General features: G+C 62.4%; 23 protein-coding genes. 2 read left to right on the top strand and 21 right to left on the bottom strand.

The features are described from left to right. Nucleotides 1-3: 3 nt before the first annotated feature. The 9 genes from ACQ4WN_RS06650 to ACQ4WN_RS06610 all read right to left on the bottom strand — a co-directional run bounded on the left by ACQ4WN_RS06650 (nt 4) and on the right by ACQ4WN_RS06610 (nt 9,430). Complete coding sequence (locus ACQ4WN_RS06650) at nt 4-336, bottom strand: helix-turn-helix transcriptional regulator (protein WP_436550801.1); 333 nt, start codon at nt 334-336, stop codon at nt 4-6. A 1-nt stretch (nt 337) separates the two neighbouring features. After that, the gene (locus ACQ4WN_RS06645; RefSeq protein WP_436550869.1) at nt 338-1,036 is read right to left on the bottom strand and encodes a HipA domain-containing protein; all 699 of its coding nucleotides are present in this window, start codon (nt 1,034-1,036) and stop codon (nt 338-340) included. Nucleotides 1,037-1,163: 127 nt separating this feature from the next. Further along, nucleotides 1,164-2,654 (bottom strand): aldehyde dehydrogenase, encoded by a 1,491-nt coding sequence (locus tag ACQ4WN_RS06640; RefSeq protein ID WP_436550800.1) that lies wholly within the window; start codon nt 2,652-2,654, stop codon nt 1,164-1,166. A 30-nt stretch (nt 2,655-2,684) separates the two neighbouring features. After that, nucleotides 2,685-3,536: an ABC transporter permease gene (locus ACQ4WN_RS06635; RefSeq protein ID WP_436550799.1), complete on the bottom strand. Its 852-nt coding sequence runs from the start codon at nt 3,534-3,536 to the stop codon at nt 2,685-2,687. Then, nucleotides 3,533-4,462 carry an ABC transporter permease subunit gene (locus ACQ4WN_RS06630; protein WP_436550798.1) on the bottom strand — a complete coding sequence of 310 codons (930 nt, stop codon included), beginning with the start codon at nt 4,460-4,462 and terminating at the stop codon, nt 3,533-3,535. The genes ACQ4WN_RS06635 and ACQ4WN_RS06630 overlap by 4 nt, the downstream gene beginning before the upstream one ends. A gap of 7 nt (nt 4,463-4,469) precedes the next feature. Continuing rightward, complete coding sequence (locus ACQ4WN_RS06625) at nt 4,470-5,618, bottom strand: ABC transporter ATP-binding protein (protein ID WP_436550797.1); 1,149 nt, start codon at nt 5,616-5,618, stop codon at nt 4,470-4,472. Nucleotides 5,619-5,751: 133 nt separating this feature from the next. Continuing rightward, nucleotides 5,752-7,212, bottom strand: coding sequence for an aspartate aminotransferase family protein (locus ACQ4WN_RS06620; RefSeq protein WP_436550796.1), 1,461 nt, complete (start codon nt 7,210-7,212; stop codon nt 5,752-5,754). Nucleotides 7,213-7,224: 12 nt separating this feature from the next. Further along, on the bottom strand, nt 7,225-8,595 hold the full coding sequence (locus ACQ4WN_RS06615) for a glutamine synthetase family protein (protein WP_436474982.1): 1,371 nt from the start codon (nt 8,593-8,595) through the stop codon (nt 7,225-7,227). Between the two features lie 67 nt (nt 8,596-8,662). After that, nucleotides 8,663-9,430 (bottom strand): gamma-glutamyl-gamma-aminobutyrate hydrolase family protein, encoded by a 768-nt coding sequence (locus tag ACQ4WN_RS06610; RefSeq protein ID WP_436550795.1) that lies wholly within the window; start codon nt 9,428-9,430, stop codon nt 8,663-8,665. Between the two features lie 276 nt (nt 9,431-9,706). On the opposite strand from ACQ4WN_RS06610, the gene ACQ4WN_RS06605 reads away from it, so the two are divergent. Beyond that, nucleotides 9,707-10,852, top strand: coding sequence for an MFS transporter (locus ACQ4WN_RS06605; RefSeq protein WP_436550794.1), 1,146 nt, complete (start codon nt 9,707-9,709; stop codon nt 10,850-10,852). Nucleotides 10,853-10,858: 6 nt separating this feature from the next. Here the strand turns inward: ACQ4WN_RS06605 and ACQ4WN_RS06600 are convergent, their stop codons facing one another. From ACQ4WN_RS06600 to ACQ4WN_RS06580, 5 genes are all read right to left on the bottom strand, one after another. Then, nucleotides 10,859-11,653: a hypothetical protein gene (locus tag ACQ4WN_RS06600; RefSeq protein ID WP_436550793.1), complete on the bottom strand. Its 795-nt coding sequence runs from the start codon at nt 11,651-11,653 to the stop codon at nt 10,859-10,861. After that, entirely contained in the window at nt 11,650-12,216 is a 567-nt protein-coding gene (locus ACQ4WN_RS06595) for a sigma-70 family RNA polymerase sigma factor (protein ID WP_436550792.1), read from the bottom strand. The genes ACQ4WN_RS06600 and ACQ4WN_RS06595 overlap by 4 nt, the downstream gene beginning before the upstream one ends. Nucleotides 12,217-12,265: 49 nt before the next feature. Then, the gene (locus ACQ4WN_RS06590) at nt 12,266-14,146 is read right to left on the bottom strand and encodes a beta-propeller domain-containing protein (protein ID WP_436550791.1); all 1,881 of its coding nucleotides are present in this window, start codon (nt 14,144-14,146) and stop codon (nt 12,266-12,268) included. 96 nt (nt 14,147-14,242) lie between these two features. Then, on the bottom strand, nt 14,243-14,866 hold the full coding sequence (locus ACQ4WN_RS06585; RefSeq protein ID WP_070220436.1) for a trimeric intracellular cation channel family protein: 624 nt from the start codon (nt 14,864-14,866) through the stop codon (nt 14,243-14,245). Between the two features lie 4 nt (nt 14,867-14,870). Then, nucleotides 14,871-17,303: a penicillin-binding protein 1A gene (locus ACQ4WN_RS06580; protein WP_436550790.1), complete on the bottom strand. Its 2,433-nt coding sequence runs from the start codon at nt 17,301-17,303 to the stop codon at nt 14,871-14,873. A 138-nt stretch (nt 17,304-17,441) separates the two neighbouring features. Between ACQ4WN_RS06580 and ACQ4WN_RS06575 the strand changes: the two genes are divergently transcribed. Beyond that, on the top strand, nt 17,442-18,335 hold the full coding sequence (locus ACQ4WN_RS06575) for an HTH-type transcriptional regulator ArgP (protein ID WP_436550789.1): 894 nt from the start codon (nt 17,442-17,444) through the stop codon (nt 18,333-18,335). Here the strand turns inward: ACQ4WN_RS06575 and ACQ4WN_RS06570 are convergent, their stop codons facing one another. The 7 genes from ACQ4WN_RS06570 to dnaK all read right to left on the bottom strand — a co-directional run bounded on the left by ACQ4WN_RS06570 (nt 18,336) and on the right by dnaK (nt 26,188). Next, nucleotides 18,336-19,208 carry an ABC transporter permease gene (locus tag ACQ4WN_RS06570; RefSeq protein WP_436550788.1) on the bottom strand — a complete coding sequence of 291 codons (873 nt, stop codon included), beginning with the start codon at nt 19,206-19,208 and terminating at the stop codon, nt 18,336-18,338. It lies immediately after the preceding gene. Continuing rightward, nucleotides 19,205-20,050 carry an ABC transporter ATP-binding protein gene (locus ACQ4WN_RS06565; protein ID WP_436550787.1) on the bottom strand — a complete coding sequence of 282 codons (846 nt, stop codon included), beginning with the start codon at nt 20,048-20,050 and terminating at the stop codon, nt 19,205-19,207. The genes ACQ4WN_RS06570 and ACQ4WN_RS06565 overlap by 4 nt, the downstream gene beginning before the upstream one ends. 1 nt (nt 20,051) lies before the next feature. After that, on the bottom strand, nt 20,052-21,077 hold the full coding sequence (locus tag ACQ4WN_RS06560; RefSeq protein ID WP_436550786.1) for an ABC transporter substrate-binding protein: 1,026 nt from the start codon (nt 21,075-21,077) through the stop codon (nt 20,052-20,054). A gap of 31 nt (nt 21,078-21,108) precedes the next feature. Beyond that, a complete protein-coding gene (locus ACQ4WN_RS06555) occupies nt 21,109-21,993 on the bottom strand; it encodes a TauD/TfdA dioxygenase family protein (RefSeq protein WP_436550785.1) in 885 nt (294 codons plus the stop codon). A 152-nt stretch (nt 21,994-22,145) separates the two neighbouring features. Next, nucleotides 22,146-22,817, bottom strand: a complete 672-nt coding sequence (gene can / locus ACQ4WN_RS06550; RefSeq protein WP_436550784.1) for a carbonate dehydratase — start codon at nt 22,815-22,817, stop codon at nt 22,146-22,148. Between the two features lie 136 nt (nt 22,818-22,953). Next, nucleotides 22,954-24,087: a molecular chaperone DnaJ gene (gene dnaJ, locus ACQ4WN_RS06545; RefSeq protein WP_034745985.1), complete on the bottom strand. Its 1,134-nt coding sequence runs from the start codon at nt 24,085-24,087 to the stop codon at nt 22,954-22,956. 157 nt (nt 24,088-24,244) lie between these two features. Continuing rightward, complete coding sequence (gene dnaK / locus ACQ4WN_RS06540) at nt 24,245-26,188, bottom strand: molecular chaperone DnaK (protein ID WP_225242738.1); 1,944 nt, start codon at nt 26,186-26,188, stop codon at nt 24,245-24,247. Between the last annotated feature and the right edge of the window lie 83 nt (nt 26,189-26,271).

Genomic DNA, 26,271 nt, shown 5'->3' with positions numbered 1-26,271 from the left:
AGCCTATTGAGGCGATATCGCCCCGGTACTCGCCGGGGCGATTTTTTTTTCGCGCAGCGTTTCTGTGCGTACAAACGCCACCTCCAGTCCAAAGAACTGCCCGATACGGTTCAGCGTCAGGATGGTCGGATTGCCTTTGCCGCTCTCGATCTCCTTGATGGTTTTCAAGCTGACCCCTCGGTGTTCCGCAAATTGGGCCTGCGTCAGGCGCGAGATGGCGCGCATTTCCTTGACGGTGTGCTGTAGCGTGATGGTGCCTGCTTCAATGGCTGCGTAAAGCACAGCCCTGCGCTGCCGCAACTCTTCCTTGTCAACGGTCTTTTTCGTACGCGCCATGTCAGTGCTCTCCCAATGCCTTGAGCTGTTCGATCTGCCCGGCGATATGTGGCCGGAGGAAAGCGACGATGTCGTCATCCACGCCAGCCTCCTGCATATGCTGTTCCAGCGCGGTCAGTTGCTGGGAAAATCCGTATAGCGCGAAGCGGCTCTGCTGGCGCTCCACGTCCGGCATGGGGATCGTGGCCAGTATCGTCGTCCAGTCATGCAGCTCGTTTTTGGTATCCGGGTGATACCAGCGCGCTGCGCGTGGTATGCCATCCGGGTCCAGGTACATCGGCGCAAAATCGAACAGCGGCGTGAGGCGCACCTCGGCACCAATTTGCTGCACCGCCGTATTGCGTGCGTGATTGTCGGTATTGCGCATGGCCAGGTTCAAGATATCGCGTTTGAGAAATTCGATGGTTTCCGCAGTCTTATCGCTGACGACGGCGCGCAGCGCCTGCAATAGGTCGAACTGGCTGGGTGTGGCTTCAAAGCCAACAATACCTGCCAGCGAAGCGGCGCTTTCCTGATGCAGCCGCAGCACTTTTCCATCCCGGATGCGGCGGTCAAAACGGGGAATGAACAAGGTATCGTCCTGGTAGCGCAGCTGGCCTTCGGTGCGCAAGCCCACCGCGCGTGCCACAGTCATGTATGCGGCTTCATTCCTGAATACCTTCGCGTCGCTGGCGGTCTTTCCGCGCGGACGCTTGACGATGAAATATTAGCACTTATACGATCCAAATTTCAGCAGCCACATCGCCACGAAAAAATAAATAGACCTTAAAAGAACCATTTTAAGCCATCAACAACCTTAATTAGTCCTTTTAAGTGCCATACGCAAATTAACCCACCTGTATCCACGTCGTCTTCAACTCCGTGTACTTGTCCAGCGCGTGCAATGACTTGTCGCGCCCATTGCCCGACTGCTTGTAGCCGCCGAACGGCACGGTAATGTCGTCGCCGTCGTACTGGTTGACGTGCACGGTGCCCGCGCGCAGGGCGCGCGACGTCTGGATCGCCTTGCTAATATCCGACGTCCACACGGCCGCCTGCAAGCCGTACGGCGTGGCGTTGGCCTGTTTGGTGGCCTCTGCGATATCCGTAAAGCCCAGCACGGACAGGACGGGGCCGAAGATCTCTTCACGCGCAATCGTCATGCCCGCGTCCACGCCACCGAACACGGTCGGCTGCACGTAATAGCCACCCGTATCAAGGCGCACGGCGTCGCCGCCGCCCAGCAGCTGTGCGCCTTCGTTCTTGCCGGCCGCGATATAGGCCATCACTGTGTTCATCTGCGTGGCATCGACGATGGCGCCCATGACGGTGGCTTCGTCGAGCGGGTCGCCGGGCTGGAAACGGGGCAGCATGGCCAATGCCTTGGCCAGGAATTCTTCCCTGATCGATTCTTCCACGAACAAACGCGATGGCGCATTGCAGCTTTCGCCCTGATTGAAGAAGATGGAGCCGACGGCGGCCGCCACGGCCTTGTCCAGGTCCGGGCAATCGGCGCAGACGATATTGGCGGACTTGCCGCCCAGTTCCGTCCATGCCCGCTTCAGATTCGACTGGCCCGCCATCTGCACGATCAACTTGCCTGTGCGCGTGGAACCCGTGAAGCCGATGCAATCGACATCCATGTGCAGCGCCAGCGCGGCGCCGGCCTCGTTGCCGTAGCCAGGCAACACGTTGAACACACCTTTCGGCAAGCCCGCTTCCAGCGCGATGTCGGCCAGGCGCAGCGCCGTCAGCGGCGATTTTTCAGAGGGTTTCAATATCACGCTGTTGCCGGCCGCGAGGGCCGGCGCGATCTTCCAGGCAGCCATGATCATCGGGTAATTCCACGGCACGATGGCGGCGACGACGCCGACCGGCTCGCGCGTGATCAGGGCCAGGCTGTTGGCGGGAGTCGGTGCGATTTCATCGTAGACCTTGTCGATCGCCTCGCCATACCAGCGCAGGCAATTGGCCGTGGCGCCCACGTCCACGCTCTGGCTGTATTTGATCGGTTTGCCCATGTCCAGGGTTTCCAGCAAGGCCAGCTCGGGACCGTATTGCTGCACCAGGTCGGCGAACTTGATCAATACGCGCTTGCGCTGCGCGGGCGATTTGCCTGCCCAGCGGCGGTCATCAAAGGCGGCGCGCGCGGCCTGCACGGCCGCATCCACATCGGCGCTGTCGCAGCGGGCCACTTGCCCCAGCATGCGCCCATCGATGGGCGACAGATTGTCGAAAGTCTGGCCAGACCTGGCCCCCATCCGTTCGCCATTGATGAAGGCGCGTCCATCGATCGTGAGCGCTGCGGCCCGCGCATGCCAGCTGGTGTTTTCCGTCATGGTCGTCTCCTGTGTCAGTGTAAGAGCAGCTTACTCCTGGCCTGCCAAATAGGCCGCAGACAGTTGCTTGCGGCGCTGCCGGTCGGCGCGCGCCAGCATCACGGCATACACGATCACGGCGAGCGTCACGACGAGAATGGTCAGCGCGGCAATCGCATTCACGCGCGGATCGAGCCCCAGACGCGCGCGCGAGAAGATCACCAGCGGCATCGTCGTCGAACCGGGGCCGGAGAGGAAGGCCGACAGCACAACGTCATCGAGCGACAGGGTGAACGTCAGCAGCCAGGCCGAGGCCAATGCCTGCGTGATGTTCGGCAGGGTCACGAGGAAGAAGACCTGGTGCGCGCGGCAGCCCAGGTCCATAGCCGCTTCGGCCAGCGACTTGCTCATTTCCTGCAGGCGCGACTGTACCACCACGGCCGCATACGCCATGCCCAGCAGGGTGTGACCGAACCACATCGTCAGCACGCCACGCTCGGGAAAACCGAAGACCTTTTGCATGGATACCAGCATCAGCAGCAGCGACAGGCCGATGATCACTTCCGGCATCACCAGCGGTGCGCTGACCATGGACGAGAACAGCGTACGGCCGCGGAAGCGCTGGTAGCTGGTCAAGGCGAAGGCGGCGAAGGTGCCCAGGATGACGGACGAGGTGGCCGACATGAAGGCAATCTTCAGGGACAAGCCGAAGCCCGAGATGATCTGCGTATCGCTCATCAACTCGCTGTACCAGCGCAGCGAAAAGCCGCTCCACACCATGTCCTGGCGCGAGCTGTTGAACGAGAAGACGATCAGCACGATGATGGGCAGGTACAGGAACAGGTAGCCGAGCGAGAGCCAGCCGCGGCCGAACCAGCGCTGTAAAAAGGTACGTCCGTTCATGTGCGCTCCTCCGCGTCCTGGTCCGTCTTGTATTTGTTAAAAATAGCCATCGGCACGAGGATCAGCAAGACCACCAGCACCGTCACCGACGACGCCATGGCCCAGTCGTTATTCGTGAAGTATTCATCCCACAGCACGCGGCCGATCATCAACGTTTCCGGGCCGCCCAGCAACTCGGGAATCACGTATTCGCCCACGGACGGAATGAACACCAGCATGGCGCCTGCGATGATGCCCGATTTCGACAGCGGCACCGTGATGCGCCAGAACGCCTGGAAGGGCGTGGCGCCCAGGTCGGCCGCCGCTTCCAGATAGCGCACGTCCATTTTCACCAGGTTGGCATACAGGGGCAAAATCATGAACGGCAGATAGGCGTACACCATGCCAACCACCAGCGAAAATGAGGTATTCATCATGTGCAGCGGTTCACTGACCACACCCAGTGCGATCAACAGGTCGTTGAGCAGGCCGTGGTTGGCCAGGATGCCCTTCCACGCATACACGCGCAGCAGGAACGAGGTCCAGAACGGCAGCATCACCAGCATCATCAACACCGGACGGATCGACGGTCTGGCGCGCGCCATGAAGTAGGCGAACGGGTAGCCGATGAAGAGGCAAATGGCGGTGGTAATGGCCGCGTACTTGATGGAACTGAGGTAGGTGAGCAGATACAGTTCATCGGCAGCGATGAACAGATAGTTGGCAATTTTCACCTTCAGCACGACGATGCCGTCGACATACGACAGCAAGCCGCCGAACGGGCTGCCTGCCGTGTCCATGTCGGACAGGCTGATGCGCAGCACGATCAGGAAAGGCAGCAAAAAGGCGGCCGTCAGGAACAACGAAGGCACGGCGATGACGGCGTAGCGGCCCGTCAGCCAGCGCAAAGTGACGAAGTGGCGCAGCGATTGCAGGAGGGACGTCATGATGGCCTCAGCTGGTCAGTACGACGATGTCGGCGCCATCCCACCACACCCACACGCGCTGCTCGCGCTCCAGGCGCGCGGCGTCGTGGCGGGCCGCGTTGGTACGCGAGACTTTCACCACCGTGCCGCTGTCGAGGCGCACATGGTAGCTGGTTTCATTGCCAAAATACGCCATGGCGACGATCACGCCCTGGGCGCAGTTGTAGCCGTGTTCGGCCGGCGACGCGCGCTCCTCCAAAGCGGGTGGCGCGATCTGGATGCCGATTTTTTCGGGGCGCACGGCCACCGAGACATCCATGCCCAGGTTGCCCGTGATGCCGTGCGAGACATAGTGCTCGCCATCGGGCGTGGCGATGACCACGTGATCGGGTTCATCTTCCGTGATGCGCCCGTCGAACAGGTTCACGCTGCCAATGAAGTCGGCGACGAAACGGCAGTTCGGCGTTTCATAGATTTCACCGGGTGCGCCCACCTGCAGGATGCGTCCTTCGCTCATGACGGCGATGCGCGTGGCCATGCTCATGGCTTCATCCTGGTCATGCGTGACCATCACGCAGGTGACGCCCACCTGTTCGATGATGTTGACCAGCTCCATCTGCGTGCGCTCGCGCAGTTTCTTGTCGAGCGCGCCCAGCGGCTCATCGAGCAACAGCAATTGCGGACGCTTGGCCAGGCTGCGCGCCAGCGCCACGCGCTGCTGCTGCCCGCCCGACAGCTGGTGCGGCTTGCGCTTCGCGTACTGGCCCAGCTGCACCAGCGCCAGCATCTGCTCGACCCGCGCCGCCACTTCCGCTTTCGGCAAGCCGTCGCGGCGCAGGCCGAAGGCGATGTTGTCCCACACGGACAGATGGGGGAACAGCGCGTACGACTGGAACATCATGTTGATGGGCCGCTGGTGCGGCGGCACATCGACGATGCTGTTGCCCGCCAGGGCGATGCGGCCCGAGGTCGGCGTCTCGAAGCCAGCCAGCATGCGCAGCAGGGTCGACTTGCCGCAACCGGAGCTACCCAGCAGGGCGAATATCTCGCCCTGGTTGATCGTCACGGAAATATCATTGACGGCGCGCACGCCATCGAATTCCTTGACCAGCTGATCAATCAGCAAGAAAGGCGCGGGGGCGTCGCTGGCCGACGCGGCAGGTGTTGCTATCGTCATGTGTGGATGCTTTGGTAGAGGGTGTCAAAATGAAAAACTGGCCGCTACAGGAGCGGCCAAGATGGAAGTTTAGCGGAACTGCCGCCATTGCGGTCCAAAAATCGCGCAGATGGCGGCAAAATGGGGCAAAAACCTACACCCAGCCCTTCGCTTTCACGTCCGTATAGGTCTTGTCCAGACACAGGCGTATCAAGCCCACCATTTCATCGATCTGCGCGCGCGTCATGACCAGGGGCGGAGCGACGATCATGCGCTCGCCCACGGCGCGCATGATGACGCCGTTGTCGAACATGTGGCCGCGGCAAAGCATGCCCACGCCCTGGTCCTCGTCAAACAACTCGTTTTCGTGCACGGTGGCGCCCTTCTTGCGTACCAGGTTCAGTCCCGCGACCAGGCCGCAGCTGTCCGCGTAGCCGACCAGTGGATGTTCGCCCAGGCTGGCAAAGCACTGCTTCAGGTACGGTCCCGTATCCTCGGCCACCTTCGCCACCAGCTGTTCTTCCTCGATGATGCGGATGTTTTCCAGCGCCGCCGCGCAAGCGACGGGGTGGCCGGAATAGGTAAATCCATGCGTGAATTCGCCGCCCTGTTCGATCAGCACCTTGGCCACCCTGTCCCCCACCAGCACGCCGCCCAGCGGCACGTAGCCCGAGGTGACGCCCTTGGCAAACGTGATCAGGTCGGGCTTGATGCCGAACAGTTCGGAGCCAAACCAGCGCCCCAGGCGGCCGAAGCCGCAGATGACTTCATCGGCGATCAGGAGGATGCCGTACTTGTCGCAGATGCGCTGAATCTCGGGCCAGTAGGTCGCTGGCGGGATGATGACGCCGCCGGCGCCCTGCACCGGCTCGCCGATGAAGGCGGCCACCTTGTCGGCGCCGATTTCCAGGATTTTGTCTTCCAGCCAGCCGGCCGCCTTCAGACCAAATTCATCGGGCGTCATGCCATGCCCCGCTTCCAGGTAATTCGGCTGGCCGATATGCGCGATGCCCGGTATCGGCAAGCCGCCCTGCGCGTGCATGCCATCCATGCCCCCCAGCGACGCCCCCGCCACCGTGCTGCCGTGATACGCGTTGTGGCGGCTGATGATGGTGTGGCGCTCCTGGTAGCCGAGGATATCCCAGTAGCGGCGCACCATGCGCAAATTCGTGTCGTTGCCTTCGGAGCCGGAACTGGTGAAGAACACATGCTGGAACTGCGGCGGCGAAATCTGCGCCAGCTTGGCCGCCAGCTGCGCGGCCGGCACGTTCGTCGTGCCAAAGAAGCTGTTATAGAACGGCAGCGTCTCCATCTGCCGGTACACGGCTTGTGAAATCGAGGTACGGCCATAGCCAACGTTCACGCACCACAGGCCCGACATGCCATCGACGATTTTCTTGCCCTGGCTATCCCACAGGTAGACGCCGTCGCCGCGCACGATCACCCTGGCGCCTTTCGATGCCAGGTCCTGGAAATCGGTGAACGGATGCAGATAGTGGGCCGAGTCCATGTGCTGAATGGCGGCCGTGTCATACACCTGGGGCGCCGCATTTTTCTGCGCCACGGAGGAGACAAAAGCGGCGCTCGGCGCCAGCGGATTGTTTGTTGTACTCATTGCGATCCTTTCTTAAACGTGGAGCAGAAGGTGTTCGCGCTCCCACGGGCTGATGACCGTCATGAACTCCTGGTGTTCCAGGTCCTTGATGGCCGCATACACGTCGATGAAGCGCTCTCCCAGCACCGTGCGCAGCTTGTCTTCCGCGCGCAGCAACTGCAGGGCCTCGGGCAAGCCTTGCGGCAGTTCAAACTTCATGTCGTAGGCGCTGCCCACCATCATCGGCGTCGCTTCCAGCTGCTCCGTCATGCCCAGATATCCGCAGGCCAGCGTCACGGCCAGCGCCAGGTAGGGATTCGCGTCGGCGCCGATGATGCGGTTTTCCACGCGGCGGTCCTGCACGCCCGATTCGGGCACGCGGAAACCCACCGTGCGGTTATCCAGGCCCCACTGGATGTTGATCGGCGCGGCAGTGTGGCGCACGATGCGGCGGTAGGAGTTTACGTAGGGCGCGACGATGGCCATGGCCGACGGCATGTAGCGCTGCAAGCCCGCAATGTAATGCTTGAAGATGGGTGCGGCCGAACCATCCTCGTTGCTGAAGATGTTCAGGCCCGTCTTCGCATCGACGACACTCTGGTGCACATGCATGGCGGACCCCGGCTCGCCGGCCATGGGCTTGGCCATGAAGGTGGCGTACATATCGTGTTTCAGGGCCGCTTCGCGCAGGGTGCGCTTGAAGAAGAAGACCTTGTCGGCCAGGCCCAGTGGGTCGCCGTGCAGGAAGTTGATTTCCATCTGTCCGGCGCCAATTTCGTGGATCAGAGTGTCGACGTCAAGGTTCATCAGTTCGCAATAATCGTAGATATCCTCGAACAGGGGATCAAACTCGTTGACGGCGTCGATGCTGTACACCTGGCGGCTGGTTTCGGCACGGCCGCTGCGCCCGATGGGCGGCTTTAAGGGCAAGTCCGGGTCCGTGTTTTTCGCCGTCAGGTAGAACTCCAGTTCCGGCGCCACCACCGGCCTCCAGCCCTTGTCCGCATACAGTTTCAGCACGCGCCTCAGCACAGATCTGGGAGCAAAATCGACCAGCGCGCCGTCGGCAAAATAGCAGTCGTGGATGACTTGCGCGGTGGGGTCCGTGGCCCATGGCACCATGGTGATGGTGGTGGGATCGGCTTTTAAAATCATGTCGCGGTCGGTGCTGGAAATAGCGCGGTCGTAGCCGCCATCGTCGACCGGGTAATTGCCCGTCACCGTCATGCCCAGCACCGCCTCCGGGATGCGCATGCCGCGCTCCTGGGTGAATTTCCCGCGCGGCAGGATCTTCCCCCGTGCCACCCCCGTCAAGTCGGGCACCAGGCATTCGATTTCCGTGACGCGCTTTTCATTGAGCCACAAATCCATATCCGTATAGGTAAAATTTTCGCGTATTGCCATGTTTCCCTTTCGTTGGTCTTGCGATTTTCCTGATTAAGCGCCGCATGGTGCTGGGACGGCGCGCCTGTCATCCTGTCTTTCTGTGCTGCTGTTCCTGGTAATCGCGGCACGCCTGGCCGAAGGCGCCGAACAGCCGCATCGACTGCGGATGGTCTTCCACCTGCCATTCCGGGTGCCATTGCACGGCCAGCGTAAAACCGGCGGCGCTGGCCACCGTATAGGCTTCCACCAGGCCGTCGTCGGCCAAGGCTTCCACCAGCAAGCCATCGGCCAGCCGGGCGATGCCCTGGCCATGCAGGGAATTGACCATCATCTCGCTCTCGCCGCCCAGCAGGCGCGACAACAGGCCTTCCGGCGCCAGCTTGATCCGGTGTGCGGCCGCGTACTGGCGCGCCAGGGGATCGAGCCCATTCTCCCTGTGGTCCATCATGCCCGGCACCGCATGCACGGCCTGGTGCAGGCTGCCGCCCAGGGCCACATTGACTTCCTGGAAGCCGCGGCAAATGGCGAGCAGGGGCAGCTGGCGCGCCAGCGCGGCGCGGATCAGCGGCAAGGTGGTGGCATCGCGCGCGGGGTCTTGCGGCAGGTCGGGATGCAGGATGTCTTCGCCATACAGGCGAGCGTCGACGTTCGAGGCGGAACCGGTCAGCATGATGCCGTCGGCGATCTGCAGCGCCGCATCCAGGTCCGCGTCAGCTCCCAGGGCAGGCAGCAGCAGCGGCATGCAGCCGGCGCCGTGCAGCACGGCGTGCAGGTATTTGTCCTGCGCCATGTGCCAGGCATGGTTTCCCAGCTGGCGCTGGCAGGCGGGGACGAGAACGATGGGACGGCGCATAGAGTGCTACCTCGCTGGCGTGACGATCCAATGACAGCGCCATGATAGCGCTGCCGCTCGCTACACTGTACAGCAGAGCCGCTAGAAACGGCCACACGTGGCCAACGGCGGCACACATCGCCTACACTACGGCTTTGCGATATAGCTTTTATTAAAATCATCATATGCCCGTCCAGCGCCAAACACCAGCGCCACGGGCAAAGTCCCTTACTTCCCCATGCATCCACACCGTTTTCCAGCCATCCCGACCACCTTTTCCACCCTGTGGGGGCAGCCATGAAGCACATGCCATGGCGTGATTTCTTCGCCCTCGTGGTCAGCATCGGCGTGGTCGGCCTGGGCCTGGGCGCCACCATGCCGCTCACGGCCCTGACCTTGCACCAGCGCGGCGTGGGTACGGACATCATCGGCATGATCACGGCCGTCAGCGCGCTCGGCATCCTGGCCGCCTCGCCATTCGTCTCCGGCTGGGTGGCGCGCTTCGGCGCGCGCGCGACCATGCTGGGCGCCGTGTGGGCGGCATCGCTGGCGACGATCGCCATGCAGTTCACCGATCACCTGCTGGCGTGGAGCGTGCTGCGCTTCCTGTTCGGCGGCGCCATGGGCGTGCTGTTTACCATCGGAGAGGCGTGGGTTAACCGCCTGGCACCCGACAATTCGCGGGGCCGCGTGGTGGCCATGTACACCACCAGTTTTACCTTCTTCCAGCTGATCGGCCCTGCCCTCGTGGCGCTGTTCAACGACAAGATCAGCTGGAGCTTCGCCGCCTGCGGCCTGCTGTTTTTGCTGGCCGTGCCTGGCCTGATGCTGATCTCGAACGGCGGCCCGGAACGCGAACCAGAAGAACAGGGCGTGAAATGGACCTTGATCCTGCCGCGCATGCCGATGATCGTGCTGGGCGCCGCCTTCTTCGCCCTGTTCGACACGCTGGCATTGAGCCTGTTGCCCCTGTACGCGATGGAGCACGGCATCAGCACGGACCTGGCCCTGCTGTCGACCACCGTGGTGCTGGTGGGCGACACGGGCCTGCAATTCGCACTGGGATGGATGGCCGACCGCTTAGGCCGCGCCAAAGTCCACGCGGCCTGCGGCGTGGCCGTCTGCCTGCTACTGCCTCTGCTGCCGTTCGCCGTCGGCACACCGTGGCTGTGGTGGACCCTGCTGCTGTTGCTGGGCGCGGCGGCGGGCGGCATCTACATGCTGGCGCTGGTGGCCTGCGGCGAGCGTTTCACGGGACTGTCGCTGACCAGCGCCAGCGCCATCGTCAACGCCACCTGGGGCGTGACCAGCGGCGGCGGCCCCCTGCTGACGGGGGTACTGATGCAGTCGGTGGGCGTGAACGCGCTGCCGGCCGTGATGTGGGTATGCGCCGCCATTTTCGTGGGCAGCGCCGTGTGGGAGCGCAGGAAGGGGATCGTGTAGCTTGCGCTACTGCTTCGTTTTCTCCAGCCGCTGCCGCAATTCATCGGCCACCGGATAGTCGGGATAGGCCTGTCGGAACGCCACCCATTCCTCCTGCGCCAGCGCGCCTTCGCCCGCTTTCAACAAGGCGTCAATCTTCACCAGCCATACGGAAGCGTCGAGCCTGGCCGGTGGCGGCAACGGCGCCGACTTTGCCACGATGGGAGCGGGCATGGCCAGCGCGCGCTGCACCGGTGCCTGGCGCTGCAGGCTGGACTCGGCCTGCATGGCCGCTTGCTGCTCCATTGCCCGCGGCATGTCCGTGGCTGGTGGCGGTGGCGGCGGTGCCAGTTCAGCCGGCTGCGCCGGCCTGGCTGCCGCCATGGCGCGCGGCGCTGGTGCTGGCGGCGGTGCTGGCACCTGCACGGGAGCCGTGGAGACGGCAGCCTGCGGCACTGGCGCCGCAGCCGGCATCACCTGCTGCGTGACCGGTTCCCCGACCACGGGAAATTTCGCCGGCTTCGAGCCGAACCAGTCCACGCCGATCAGGTTTACCGTCAGCAGCACGGCCGCCGCCAGTCCCAGCGGAATGCGCCAGCGCTGCAGATAGTCGGGGGATTTCTTGGCGGGCAAGGTGCGCAGCACGCCATCGGCGCTGTCGTTCGCGGCCGCCGGTTTGTGCAGGGCCGTTTCCGCGTCCGCCAGAATGGCCGCATCGAGCGCGCTGGAAGGCGCGGGCTGCGGCAAACTGGCCAGCAGCGCATTTAATTCTTCGTCGTGATGATCTTGATGATCTCGATGATCCGAATCGTGCGTATTCATGCCTGTCCTCCCGCGCCAGCGGCGCTGTCCAAGCCCGCGCGCAATTTTTGCATGGCGTAGCGCAGCCGGCTCTTGACGGTTTCCGCTTCCGCCCCCGTCACCACGCCGATATCCTGGATGCTCATGCCGCTGAACTGCTGCAGCACCAGTGCCTCCTTTTGCTCGGTGGGCAACGCGGCGATGGCCGCATGCAGCAGCGCGTGCTGCTGTTTCTGCTCCAGCGATTGCAGCGGCGATGCGCCCTCGTCCGCCAGTTCGGCCACGTCGTCCTGCTCCTGCCCTTCGCGCTGGCGCAGGAGGTCGATCAGGCGGTTGCGCGCGATCTGGTACAGATAGGTGCGGAAAGCCGCCTGCGGCTGGTAGCCCGTGCGCGCCGCGTGCAGGCTGGCCCACGCATCCTGCACGATCTCGTCGACCCAGGCGCGGCGCGGCGAACGCCAGGCCACGAAGCGGTACAAGCCCTGGCTATGGCGCCGGTACAATTCGCGAAACGACGGCAGGTCGCCGGTGCTGTAGCGCAGCATCAAGTCTTCATCCGTGGCGGTGAGTAAAGTGTCGGGCATGCGGACCAGTGTAGCCGAACTACGCGGAAGCGACAATTTCGCTGCGCCGTCAGCGTGCAGTGGACGCAATGGGCGCATAGCTGATGCGGCGCACTTCACGGACCTGTCCATCCTTGAGCACCCCTTCCACCACTTCATAGCCGAGCAGGGCGAAGACCCGACCCTGCAGAAACAGGGGCCGCGCATTGCCATACCAGTCCACGCAGGACGCGCGGCAGCCATCGTCCGGCGCTGGACCGGGACGCGCGGCCAGCGCGCCCAGTTCCGTCAACTGCAAGCCGCTGTTACGCAGATAGAGAACGGATGCGGCTGACTTGTTCTGGCCGGGCCGCTCGTCCGCGCCCAGGATGGGCAAGCCGATCATGCCGTCGCTGGCCGTTTGTGGCTTGTAGAAAAAGCCGTGGCTGCGCGACTCGCCCTGCGCCGCATCGGCGCGGATGTAGCGCGTTGCAATCGCTGCCTGCGCCCCCAGGCGGATGCTGCTGAAGTGCAGATCCTGGCCCTGCGCGCCGATCACCACGGCATCATCGCCCAGCGCCTCGATGCGCTCCACGCCGTGCGGCAGGGCCAAGGATTGCACGCTGCCCGCATCGGCCCAGCGCACGGCATACAGGGGCTGGCGCGGCCAAGCCTGGTCCGCCTGCCGTCTGCCGCCATTGCCGGGATTGCCGTACAACAGATACGCCCCCACATAGCGGTTCTGCAGACCGTAACCGCCGCCACCGGGCAGCGGCTTGTAGCTGCTGGCGGGCGCACTGTCGCGGCCATCGGAAAACGACGTCAATGGCACGCGCAGCAGGGCCATGTCGCCGCGCCCGCGCGCGCCATCCCACATGGCGTCGCCCTGGCCTTCGGCGCGCAGCAAAACATTCAGGTGGCCGTCAAGGCTTTCCAGGAACGAGAACTGGTCGACGGGCGCGCCCGCCACCTTCAATGCGCTGGGCGCCGTGCCATCGAGCGGAATGCGGAACACGCCCGAGTCGCGGCCGCGCCGTGTGGTCCACACGAAAACGGACTCGCCCGACACATAAAACACGCGGCCCTGCGGCCCCATCACGGCAGTCGCTTCGCAGCGCATATCGCGCTGCGCCAGGTCGCATACGGTGACCGTGTGCAGGGTCAGACCAAAGCCCGGTTCGGGCTCTTCATCGGTGCGGTAGATGCGCGTGGCCGGAGCGATGCGCTTGAAGTCGGACGGCACGGCGTCGGGGCGCCAGCGCCGCAGCGCCGGGAAGCCGCCAAACGGGTCGCCCCGGTGCAAGTTCAGCGACAGGGGCGAATAGAACACCAGTTTGCTGCCGATCAGGCGGCTGGCGTAATTGCGTGAGGAATAATAATCATTGGAGCGCAAATGGTAGGTGGCGCGGTAGGCCAGCTTGCCGCCCGCATCGATGTCGAACAGGCCGATTTCCGTACCGCCCCGGCTGTAGCTGTAGCCGATCACCACCAGCGTGTCGCCATCGACCAGCATCTCGTCATACCAGCTTCCCGAGGGGTCGCTGCCCGGCGCGAACGCATCGAGCGAAGACACCGGCTGCAAGGCATTGCCGCCCACCTGCACGGTGAACAGCTTGCCGCGTCGGAGCATCACCAGGTGCTTGCCATGCAGCTTCACGATGCCGCCTTCGTCCACGCCCGCCGTCTGCACATTGGTGACGGATTCCGCCGCCTCTGCCGATGCTGCCGGTGCAGCTTTCGCCACCATCGGCGCTGGCGGTGGCGCGGCCATGTACTGCGCCGTGGCGCGCTGCAGTTTCTGCTGCTCCCTTTGCAGCGCCGCCTGGCGCGCCTGCAACTGCTGCAGGTAGCTGCTCAAGGCTTGCTCGCTGGCGAACGGCGTCAAGGTCTTGCGCGGCGCCGTGCCGGCGGCGTGGCTGCCTGCCGACAGCAGCAGGGACAGTATCAATGTAATCTTGAGGGCGCTGGACATCGCTTCTTCTCCGGTTGGCTGGGGTGTCCAACATGAAACGCAGCGGCGCGGAAAAAGGGGTTAAAGGCGCGTGAAAATATTCACGCGGCAGCCGCCTTACTCAAATCCCCGTATGCGGTCGCCATTAAAATTCGGCAGGCGCCACTCGAAGTGCAGGGCCAGGAAACGGAACAGGAAACCGGCGCCGATGGACGACAGCTGCGCCACAGAGCTGTCGACCTTGAAGTGCAGCAGGCCGACATACAGGGCGCCGGTAAACAGGGCCACGGTGGCATACACTTCGCGCTGCAGCACGAGGGGAATCTGGTTGCACAGGATATCGCGCAGCAGGCCGCCGAAGACGCCCGTGATCATCCCCGCCAGCACGACGATGGCAGGATGCATCTTGGCCGACATGGCGATGTCGCAGCCGATCACGCAAAACGCCACCAGGCCCAATCCATCGACCAGCAAAAAGATGGCGCGCAGATGGTGCAGGTAGCGCGCGACAAAGGCCGTCACAATGGCCGCACCGATGGTAAACAGCAGGTATTCGGGATGCGCGATCCAGCCCAGCGGATAGTGCCCCAGCAGCACATCGCGCACGGTGCCGCCACCGAGCGCCGTGACGGTGCCGATCATGCAGATGCCGAACAGATCCATGCCGCGCCGCATGCCCATGATGGCGCCGGACATCGCTTCGGCGACAATCGCCACCAGGTAAATCGTATATAACAGCATGCTCTTACTCTTCCGAAAATGATTTGAGAATTTGTTCGCGTTCGCGCGCTTCGCTCAGGGTGCGTGCGTCGCTCGTGCCCGTACTGGAGCCGCCATTGCCAGCGTCACCCTGCGCCATGCGCGTATCCGCATCGCCGCTGCCGCAGCTGACACTACTGTGGATAAAGGCAAAGTTATCCTTCAGGCAGTCGCCGGCCAGGTATTCGGCATACACGTAATCGCCATCGAGCAGGGCCAGGCCTGGCGGTTCGGCCAGCACCTGCTCGCGGCGGCCCTGCACGGCCACTTGCATGTAGTCGCGCCAGACGGGCAGCGCCAACGTCCCCCCGGTGGCGTTGCCCAGGCTTTTCGGCTGGTCGTAGCCGAGCCAGACGACGGACACGAGGCCCGAGGAATAGCCGGCGAACCAGGCGTCATACGCGTTGTTCGACGTGCCCGTCTTGCCGGCCGCGTCGCCGCGCCCGAGTGCTAACGCACCGCGTCCCGTGCCGCTCTTGACGACGTCGCGCAGCATGCTGTCCATGACGTAGGCATTGCGCGTGGAGATGACTTGCGTACCTGTTACCGGCTCGCCCTTGGCGCGAGGTGCCGCATCGCTGAACAGCACTGCACCGCTGCGGCTGCGCACTTCCTTGATCAGTTTCGGCGGCATCTGCATGCCGCCATTGGCGAACACCGCATACGACTGGGCCAGCTGCAGCGGCGTGACTGCGCCCGCACCCAGCGCCAGCGGCAGGGAAACGGGATTGCGCGCGCCTTCAAAGCCGAAGCGCGTGGCGTAGTGCTGCACGTAGCCGGGACCGGCCGCCTGCATCAGGCTGACGGCCACCAGGTTTTTCGAGCGCACCAGGCCGCGCCGCACGCTGATGAAGCCTTCATAGTTGTTGCCGTAGTTACGCGGACGCCAGGGCCGCGCGCCCGTTTCCTGCGGCAGCAGCAATCGCTGCGTATCGTCCACGGCCGTACCGGGAAAATATCCCTTTTCCAGCGCCGCCGAGTACACGAAGGGTTTGAAGCTGGAACCAGGCTGGCGGTAGGCCTGCGTGGCGTGGTTGTAGTGATTGCGGTAGAAATCGAAGCCGCCCGCCATGGCGACGATTTCGCCGCTGCGCGCATCGACGGAAATGAGCGCGCCCTCCATCTCGGGCAACTGGCTCACCAGCCAGCGCTTCTTTGCCGCATCGTGCACCACGCGGATCACGCTGTTTTCAACGATGGCGCGCGTGCCATCCCACTGCAACTTTCCGCCCAGGCGCGCGTCCGATGCGGTCAGCAGGATCTCGTCGCCATTGCGCAGCTGCGCCGTCAGTTGTTGGCGCTTGCCCGACGTCCCGACCTTGCGCACCAGCGCGGCGCGCAATTCTCCGCTATCCGGATAGGCGGCCAGCTGGCGCGCCACGCTGTCTGCGGAGGCGGCCAGGCGCGCTTCCGGGCCACGGTAGCCGCGCCGCGCCTGCGCGTTCAGCAAGCCATCGCGCAGCGACTTGTCGGCTGCGATTTGCGGCGCCATGCGAATGGTGGTCGTCACGTCCAGGCCCATGCTGTAGGCGCCTTCGGGGTAGCTTTGCAGGATCAATTGACGCGCTTCCTCGACCGCATACGCGGCCGCATGCACGGAGCTGTTGCGGTCCTTGTTCAGGGCCAGCTTTTCCGCCACGGCGGCGTCGTATTCTGCTGGCGTGATGTAACCGAGTTCGCGCATGCGCTGCAGGATGTAGTGCTGGCGCACGCTGGCGCGCTGCGGATTGGCGACGGGGTTATAGGCCGATGGCGCTTTCGGCAAGCCGGCCAGCATGGCCGCTTCGGCGATGCTGACCTCGGCCAGGGGCTTGTCGAAATAAATGTTCGACGCGGCGGAAAAACCGTAGGAGCGCTCGCCCAGGTAAATCTGGTTCATATACAGTTCCAGCAGCTTGTCCTTGCCATAGTGCTGTTCCAGCTTGTAGGCGAGCAGCATCTCCGTCAGCTTGCGCTGCACGGTCTTTTCGCGCGACAGGAAAAAGTCGCGCGCCACCTGCATGGTGATGGTGCTGGCGCCCTGCGCATGGTGGCCGGTGACGATGTTGGCGAGCGTGGCGCGCGTCAAGCCATAAAAGTCCACGGCGCCATGCTCGTAGAAACGCGCATCCTCGATGGCCAGCAAGGCCTGGCGCATGCGCAGCGGGATGTCTTTCAAGGGCAAAAATTCGCGGCGCTCCTCGCCGTACTCGGCCAGCAGCTCGCCTTCGCTGGAAAAAATGCGCAGCGGCAGCGCAGGCTTGTACTGGGCCAGGTGCTCGACGGCCGGCAAATCCTGCCACGCCTGGCGTAGCCACCAACCGCCCGCCAGCGCGGCGGCCATGCCCAGGCCCAGGGTCAATCCCAGGCCGAATTTCAGATTGCGCGCCAGCTTTGATGGTGACTTGCGGGTGGTAGTGTCGTTCGCTTGTGCTTCCATGGTGGTATTTCCTTGCTGCCAGGAGGCCGCGCGCTGGCGCGCGGCACTCCATCAAAGAGACATTGTGCACTGCAACACACCCATCCTTATAGAAAGTAAGTATTATTTAGTATTGATAAATTTTTCTTATGTTAGGCCTTGACCATGGATCTCAATCCCAAGCACACGGAAGCGTTCCGCGCCGTCGTCGAAACGGGCAGCTTCGAGCAGGCGGCGCTGCGGCTGCACCTGACGTCGCCCGCCATTTCCCAGCGCGTGCGGGCGCTGGAGAGCCAGCTTGGCAATGCACTGATCGTGCGCAGCCGTCCCGCACGCGCCACGCGCATGGGGCAGCGGCTGATGCAGTATTTAAAGCGGGCCAAGCTGCTGGAAGCGGACTTGCAGGCGGAACTGGCAGTGCAGCAAGATGCCCCGCTGACCCTGGTGCTGGCGCTGAACGCGGATTCGATGGGTACCTGGTTCTTCCCGGCCCTGTCCGAGGTGCTGATACGCGAGCGCGTGCTGCTCGACCTGACCGTGGAAGACCAGGACCACACGTACACCTTGCTGGAGACGGGCATGGCCATCGGCTGCATCAGCACGGAAGCCAAACCCATGCGCGGCTGCACGGCCGAACCGCTGGGCGTGATGCGCTACTGGCTGGTGGCCACGCCCGCGTTCCGCCAGCAGTGGTTCGCGCACGGCCTGACGCGCAAGGCGGCGCGCACGGCGCCCGTGGTCGCCTACACGCGCAAGGACACCTTGCAGTCAACGTTCCTGCAAGAGGCGCTGGGGCTGCCGGAAGGGGCTTACCCCTGCCATTACGTGCCGGGCGCCACCTCGCACTTCAACGCCATCCGCTACGGCCTCGGCTACGGCATGGTGCCGGAACTGCTGCTGAAGGCGAACACGGATGGCGAGCTGGTGGAAATGCTCACGCCCAAGACCCCGGCCGACGTGGCCCTGTACTGGCACACGTGGAAAGTGCAGTCGCCGCGCATGGAACAACTGTCGCGGCACATCATCGCGGCAGCGCGCAAAATCTTGAAATAGCTATCGCTGCATGCCCCAGCGTTTCAAGGTGACGCGTTCCAGAGTGCGAAAGCCGATGTTTTCCACCAGCAAACCAATCACGATGACGGCCGCCAGGCCCGCGAATACCTTGTCCGTGTACAGCTCGTTGCGGTTCTGGAAGATGTACCAGCCCAGGCCGCCCTGCCCCGACGTGGTGCCAAACACCAGTTCGGCCGCGATCAGGGTACGCCAGGCAAACGCCCAGCCGATCTTCAAGCCCGAGACGATGGACGGCAAGGCGCCCGGCACGAGGATGTGCAGCACCAGGCGTACGCCGTTTAGCCCGTAATTGCGGCCCGCCATGCGCAGGGTTTCCGGTACGACCTGGAAGCCCGCGTAGGTATTGAGCGCCAGCGGCCACATCACGGAATGGACGATGACAAAGATCAGGCTGGCGCGCCCCAGGCCGAACCACAACAGGGCCAGCGGCAGCAGGGCAATCGCCGGCAAGGGATTCAGCATGGCCGTCAGCGTTTCCAGCACGTCGCGTCCGAGTCGGCTGGACACGGCCAGCAAGGTTAGCACGAAGGCGGCCAGTACGCCCACCGCATAGCCCTGCAGCAAGACGAGCAGGGACGCGACCGTGCGCGTGAGCAATTCACCGCTGGCGATGCCGCCGATAAACGCCTGCGCCGTCTGTAGAAAGCTGGGCAGCAATAAATCGTTGTGCGTCCAGCGCGCCATACCTTCCCACAGCAGGGCCAGGCTGAGCAAAATCAAGACCTTGCGCCACAGCGCATGCTGGCTCAAACGCTGCCAGCGCGACAGCGGCCGCTCGACGGTGAGGCCGGCCGGTGGCGGCGCCGCATACACGAACTCCTGGCGGATCGGCGGCTCCAGCAGCACGTTCATAAGGCCTCCCTGTATGCCGCGTCAGCATGCTGTGTGGGAACAACATCGTCATCAAACAGCAGGCCGTGGATGCGACGGCTGGCGGCCTGAAATTCCGCGCTGCCGGCGCTGTGCAAGCCGAACTGATGACTGTTCAGTTCTGCACGCACCCTGCCCGGATGGGGCGACAGCAGCAGGATGCGGTTGCCCACCACCAGCGCTTCCTCGATCGAATGCGTGACGAACACGAGGGTAAAGCGCAACTCTTCCCACAAGCGGCTCAGCTCTTCCTGCATCTTGCGCCGCGTCAAGGCGTCGAGGGCGGCAAACGGCTCGTCCATCAACAGCACTTCCGGCTGCATGGCCAGCGCACGGGCGATGGCCACCCGCTGCTTCATGCCGCCCGACAAGGTGTGCGGATGAGCGTCTTCAAAGCCGGCCAGGCCCACCTTGGCGATCCAGTGATGGGCGCGCTCGCGGGCCGCCACCTTGTCGAGCCGCTTGCTGGCCAGCAAGGGGAACATGACGTTTTCCAGCACGGTTTTCCACGGCGGTAACTGGTCGAATTCCTGGAACACGACGACACGGTCCGGCCCCGGTTTATGAATGGGCTGACCCTGCATGGCGATGCTGCCGGCGCGCGGCGCGATGAAACCGGCCACGGCTTTCAAGAGCGAAGATTTGCCGCAGCCCGATGGCCCCAGCAACACAAAACGGTCGCCGCGGAACACGTCGAAACTGACATCATGCGTGGCGCGCACGGTGCGCTGCTCCATCCGGTATTCCAGGCTGACATTCTTAACGCTGAGCAAGGGCACCACCGCCACGGGTGGACGCACGAGGTGAAAAGCGGATGCGTTCATGTCAGCCTCCTTGGGTGATAGCCGGGTCGTCAAAGAAATAGTCTCGCCAGCTGCCGGGCAGGTTGCGGATGGCATTCACCCGGTGCAGGAATTGCGCCAGTCCATAGGTGTTTTGCGGCGCGATCTTGAATTGCACTTGCGGATTGGCAAAGATTTTCAAGAGCAGATTGCGGTCCACCTTGCTTCTATTCACCTTGATATAGATGTCGGCCGCGCCCTGCGGATTGCTGCTCGCATACTGCGCTGCTTCCGCCAGCGCGGCGATGAAGGCGCGGTAAGTCTTGGGATTAACCTTGCGGTATTTTTCCGTCGCATACAGCAGGGTCGACGAGCTGGGCCCGCCCTGCACATCGTAGGAATTCAAGATGATGTGGGCGTTCGGGTTTTGCGCCAGTTCCTGCTCCTGGAACGGTGAATTGCCGAAGTGGCCGCTAAGCTCCGTGCCGCCGGCGATGATGGCGGCCGCCGCATCCGGGTGCGGCAAGGTTTGCGTGATGTTATCCAGACGGGCAAATTCCTTGTCGCCCCACTGTTTCGCCACGGCCATCTGCAAGATGCGCGCTTGCACGGAGACGGACACGGCCGGCAAGGCGATGCGGTCCTTGTCCGTCAAGTCCGCCAGGGTTTTCACCTTCGGGTTGTTGCTGATCAAGTAGTAGGGGAAATTGCCCAACGACGCCACGGCGCGCACATTCTGCCGGCCTTTGGTGCGGTCCCATATAGTCAACAGCGGCCCCAGCCCAGCCCCCGCGATATCGATATTGCCCGACAACAAGGCGTCATTGATGGCCGGCCCGCCAGACAGGGTGATCCACTCGACCTTCACGTCGACGCCCTGCTGCTTGCCATGCTTTTCGATCAGCTTTTGTTCCTGCGCAATGTTGAGCAGCAAGAAGGTGATGCCGTGCTGGCCCGCGATGCGGATCTGGCCTTCGGCCCGGGCCATGGGCATCGCCATGCTTGTCAAACACAGCATGGCGATGGCGGCAAAAAGCCGGCGGCGGGCAAAGGTATAGATCGGCAACATGGACACTCCCTGGTCAACGACGGTCAAAAAATCAGTACGGCGCATCGCCTTCAATGGTGGTTCGGTAAAGTTTGCGGCGTTGTTCGGGCGGGCAACTGGTCGCCAGGTGCATCAGGGAACGGTTGTCCCAGAACACCAGGTCGTGCGGCTGCCAGCGGTGCACATACAGGTGCTCGGGGCGCACGCTATGGGCAAACAGTTCATCGAGCAGGGCGCGGCTTTCATCCTCGGGCAAGCCGACGATGCGCGTGGTGAAATGTTCGCTGACAAACAGGGCGCGCCGCCCCGTTTCCGGATGCACGCGCACGACGGGATGGGTGACAGGCTTGACTTCATCTATCTGCGCCTGCGTCAGTGCGGGACGCCAGGGATTGCGGCGGCGCAACTCCTCATACTGGCTCAGGTAGCTGTGTTCGGCACGGGCGCCGCGCACGGCGTGGCGCAGCGCGGCCGGCAAGCTTTCCCAGGCCAGGTGCATATTCGCAAATACGGTGTCGCCACCCTCGTCCGGCAACTCTTGCGCGTGCAGCATGGAGCCGAGGCTGGGCACTTCCTTGTACGACAGGTCCGAATGCCAGAAATGACCCGCATCGCCCAGGCCGATGGGCTGGCCATCCTCGACGATGTTCGAGATGATCAGCACTTCCGGCTGCGTCGGCAGCTGGAACTGGCGCAGCACGTGGATTTGCAGGGGACCAAAACGGCGGCTGAAATCCACCTGCTGCTGCGGCGTGATGCGCTGGTCGCGGAACACCAGCACGTGATGGTCGAGGTGGGCGTGGTGCAGGCGCTGGAAGTCGCCCAGCGACAGTGGCTGCGCCAGGTCCAGCCCCAGCACTTGCGCGCCGAGCGGCGCATCGAACGTCTCGATACGGAAATGGCTGGTGGAGTACTTGGGTTTCAGGACGGCCGACATGGGAATTCGCCTAGAGTCAGGGGAAGTCCACTGTATGCCTGCTTGCCCGTCCTGCAAACGAAGCATTTCTGATATGGATATGCGCGGCGCGTTGCGCCACGCTGCAACTGGCATCGGCGAGGCCAGGAAACCCGGCGCGGAGCCTGCGTTGCTTACGCCGTTGCTTCGTAGCGAGCCAGGCGAGTCGCCATGCGCGGCGCCAGCTCGTGACCAGCCGTGACCGTCACTTCCAGATCGTTCAGCAAGCCATCCTTCAAGCCATAGACCCAGCCATGGACGCTGAGTTCCTGGCCCCGTTCCCACGCATCTTGCACGATGGTGGTCTGGCACACGTTCAAGACCTGTTCGACCACGTTCAGTTCGCACAGGCGGTCGCCGCGCTGGCGGCTGGTCAGCACGTCGCCCAGGTAGCGTTCGTGCTTCTGGCCCACGTCCTGCACGTGGCGCAGCCAGTTGTCGACCAGGCCGATACGCGTGCCCGTCATGGCCGCATGCACGCCCTTGCAGCCGTAATGGCCGACGATGATGACATGTTTGACTTTCAGCACGTCCACGGCAAATTGCAGGACGGACAGGCAATTAAGGTCGGAGTGCACGACCACATTGGCAATATTCCGGTGGACAAACACGTCGCCAGGCGCCATGCCCAGCAGTTCGTTGGCGGGCACGCGGCTGTCGGAACAGCCGATCCACAGGTATTCGGGCGACGTTTGCGCTTCCAGGTTCTTGAAAAAGTTCGGGTCTTTCGCCACCATCGAGTCGGCCCAGCGGCGGTTACGCTGCAGCAGTTCCGCCAGGGCCATGCCATTTTTCGCTTCGGTCATATCGCTCCCATTGTGTGAGTACGACTGCATTGGCCGCAGATCGCGCCCATAGGCCGGCGATGTGCGTGCATTGTTCAGTCGTAGTGAAAAAAACGCCGGGATGTTTCAGCATCCCGGCGCATGGTGTTACGTGTGCTTATTCAAAGAAATCCTTGACCTTGTCTTTCCAGGTCTTGCTTTGCGGACTGTGCTTGGCACCGCCCTCGGTGGTCGACTTTTCAAAGTCGCGCAGCAGGTCTTTCTGTTTTTCCGTCAGCTTCACGGGGGTTTCGATCGCCACGTGGCAGAACAGGTCGCCCGCGTAACCGGAGCGCACACCCTTGATGCCCTTGCCTTTCAGGCGGAAGGTCTTGCCCGACTGGGTACCCTCAGGAATCGTGAACGACACTTTGCCGTTCAGGGTCGGCACTTCGATTTCGCCGCCCAGGGCCGCCTTGGTGAACGAGATCGGCATTTCGCAATGCAGGTCGTCGCCTTCGCGCTGGAACACGGCGTGCGGCTTGATGTGGATTTCCACATACAGGTCGCCCGACGGGCCGCCATTCGTGCCAGGTTCGCCGTTGCCGGACGAACGGATACGCATGCCGTTGTCGATACCGACTGGAATTTTGACTTCCAGCGTCTTGTTGCGCTTGATGCGACCGGCGCCGCCGCATGGCGTGCACGGGTCGGTGATGACCTTGCCGCTGCCATGGCATTTCGGGCAGGTTTGCTGGATGCTGAAGAAACCTTGCTGCATGCGCACCTGGCCATGACCACCGCAAGTACCGCAAGTGGTTGGCGACGTGCCAGGCTTGGCGCCGCTGCCGTGGCAAGTGTCGCACTTGTCCCAGCTCGGCACGCGGATGGTCGTGTCGAAGCCGTGCGCAGCTTGCTCCAGTGTAATTTCCAGGTTGTAGCGCAAGTCCGCGCCACGATATACCTGTGGACCAGCATTGCGGCTGCGTCCACCGCCACCGCCAAAGATGTCGCCGAAGATATCGCCGAAGCTGTCGGCAAAGCCGCCAGCACCGCCGCCGAAGCCGCCACCGCCGCCCATGTTCGGGTCCACGCCGGCGTGACCATAACGGTCATACGCGTCGCGCTTTTCCGGATTGGTGAGCATCTCGTAGGCTTCTTTGACTTCCTTAAACTTTTCTTCCGATTCCTTGCTATCCGGATTGCGGTCCGGATGGTATTTCATCGCCAGTTTACGGTAAGACTTTTTGATCTCTTCTTCCGAAGCATTTTTTGCGACACCGAGTGTCTCGTAAAAATCACGCTTTGCCATGTTGTCGGCACCTTGCAGTCTATCTACTGATGTAAAAATTACACGAAAAAGCCGAGTCGAGTGCTGCACGGGGCAACGACTCGGCTCGGCCGGTCTTCGCGGCTAATCCCGCGATGTAGCGTTCAGCCCGGCTGCCCCCTCATGGGAGCGCAAGACATTACTTGCTGTCTTTGACTTCTTTGAAGTCAGCGTCAACAACGTCGTCTTGCTTGGCGCCTGCGTCCGATGCGCCAGCAGCTTGCTGTGCACCTTCCGCGCCGCCGGCAGCTTGCTGCGCTTGCATGTCGGCATACATTTTTTCGCCCAGTTTCTGCGATGCGCTCGACAGTGCAGCCACCTTGGCGTCGATCTCAGCCTTGTCGCCCGCCTTGATACTTGCTTCCAGGTCGGTGATCGCCGCTTCGATCTTCTCTTTCTCGCCCGCATCCAGCTTGTCGCCGTATTCGGTCAAGGATTTCCGGGTCGAGTGTACCAGAGCATCGGCCTGGTTGCGCGACTCGGCCAATTCTTTGACCTTCTTGTCTTCTTCCGCGTTCAACTCGGCGTCTTTGACCATCTTCTGGATTTCAGCCTCGGTCAAGCCGGAATTGGCCTTGATCGTGATCTTGTTTTCCTTGCCGGTGGCTTTGTCTTTCGCGCCGACATGCAAGATGCCGTTGGCGTCGATGTCGAAAGTCACTTCGATCTGTGGCGTACCACGCGATGCTGGCGGAATACCTTCCAGATTGAATTCGCCCAGGCCTTTGTTGCCGGCGGCGATTTCGCGCTCACCCTGGAAGACCTTGATGGTCACCGCAGGCTGGTTGTCGTCGGCCGTCGAGAACACCTGGCTGAACTTGGTTGGAATCGTCGTGTTTTTGTGGATCATCTTGGTCATCACGCCGCCCAGGGTTTCGATACCCAGGGACAGAGGAGTGACGTCCAGCAACAGCAAGTCTTTGCGTTCGCCTGACAGGACCGAACCTTGAATCGCTGCGCCCACGGCGACGGCTTCGTCCGGGTTCACGTCCTTGCGTGGATCCTTGCCGAAGAATTCCTTCACTTTTTCCTGCACCTTCGGCATACGCGTCATACCGCCGACCAGGATGATGTCATCGATGTCCGACACTTTCACGCCAGCATCTTTGATGGCGATACGGCATGGTTCCATCGTGGCCGTGATCAGCTCTTCCACCAACGATTCCAGCTTGGCGCGTGTCATCTTCAGGTTCAAGTGGACCGGTGCGCCGTTCGCCATGGCGATGTACGGCTCGTTGATCTCGGTTTGCTGCGACGACGACAATTCGATCTTCGCGCGCTCGGCCGAAGCCTTGATGCGCTGCAGGGCGATCGGATCTTTTTTCAGGTCGATGCCGTTGATCTTCTTGAACTCGTCGATGATGTAATCGATGACGCGCTGGTCGAAGTCTTCGCCGCCCAGGAAGGTGTCGCCGTTGGTCGACAGCACTTCAAATTGTTTCTCTCCATCAACATCTGCGATTTCGATGATCGACACGTCGAACGTACCGCCACCCAAGTCATACACGGCGATTTTACGGTCGCCTTTTTCGGTCTTGTCCAGGCCGAATGCCAGCGCTGCCGCGGTTGGCTCGTTGATGATGCGCTTGACGTCCAGACCAGCGATACGGCCGGCATCCTTGGTCGCTTGACGCTGCGAGTCGTTGAAGTACGCAGGCACGGTGATGACGGCTTCGGTGACTTCTTCACCGAGGTAGTCTTCTGCCGTTTTCTTCATCTTGCGCAAGACTTCAGCCGAAATTTGCGGCGGCGCCAGTTTTTTGTCGCGTACGCCGATCCATGCATCGCCGTTGTCGGCTTTCATGATCTGGTACGGCATCAGCGCGATGTCTTTTTGGACTTCTTTTTCGTCGAACTTGCGACCGATCAGACGCTTGACTGCGTACAGCGTGTTTTTCGGATTGGTCACGGCCTGGCGTTTCGCTGGCGCGCCGACGAGAATTTCGCCATCTTCTTGATAAGCAATAATCGACGGCGTCGTGCGTGCGCCTTCAGCGTTTTCGATTACCTTTGGTTGACCGTTTTCCATGATGGAAACGCAGGAATTCGTGGTTCCCAGATCGATACCGATAATTCTACCCATGATTTTTTTCCTTTTATTTGCTAGATTTCAGATGGTTCTTATATGTGGCAAAGCGGCATGGTTTCAAGGCTTGCTTGATGCCG

The sequence above is a fragment of the Janthinobacterium pasteuri genome (assembly GCF_051380775.1).
Classification (GTDB): Bacteria; Pseudomonadota; Gammaproteobacteria; order Burkholderiales; family Burkholderiaceae_D; genus Janthinobacterium.
Note: the sequence above shows the minus strand (reverse complement) of the source record. Positions and strands in the feature narration are given on the sequence as shown.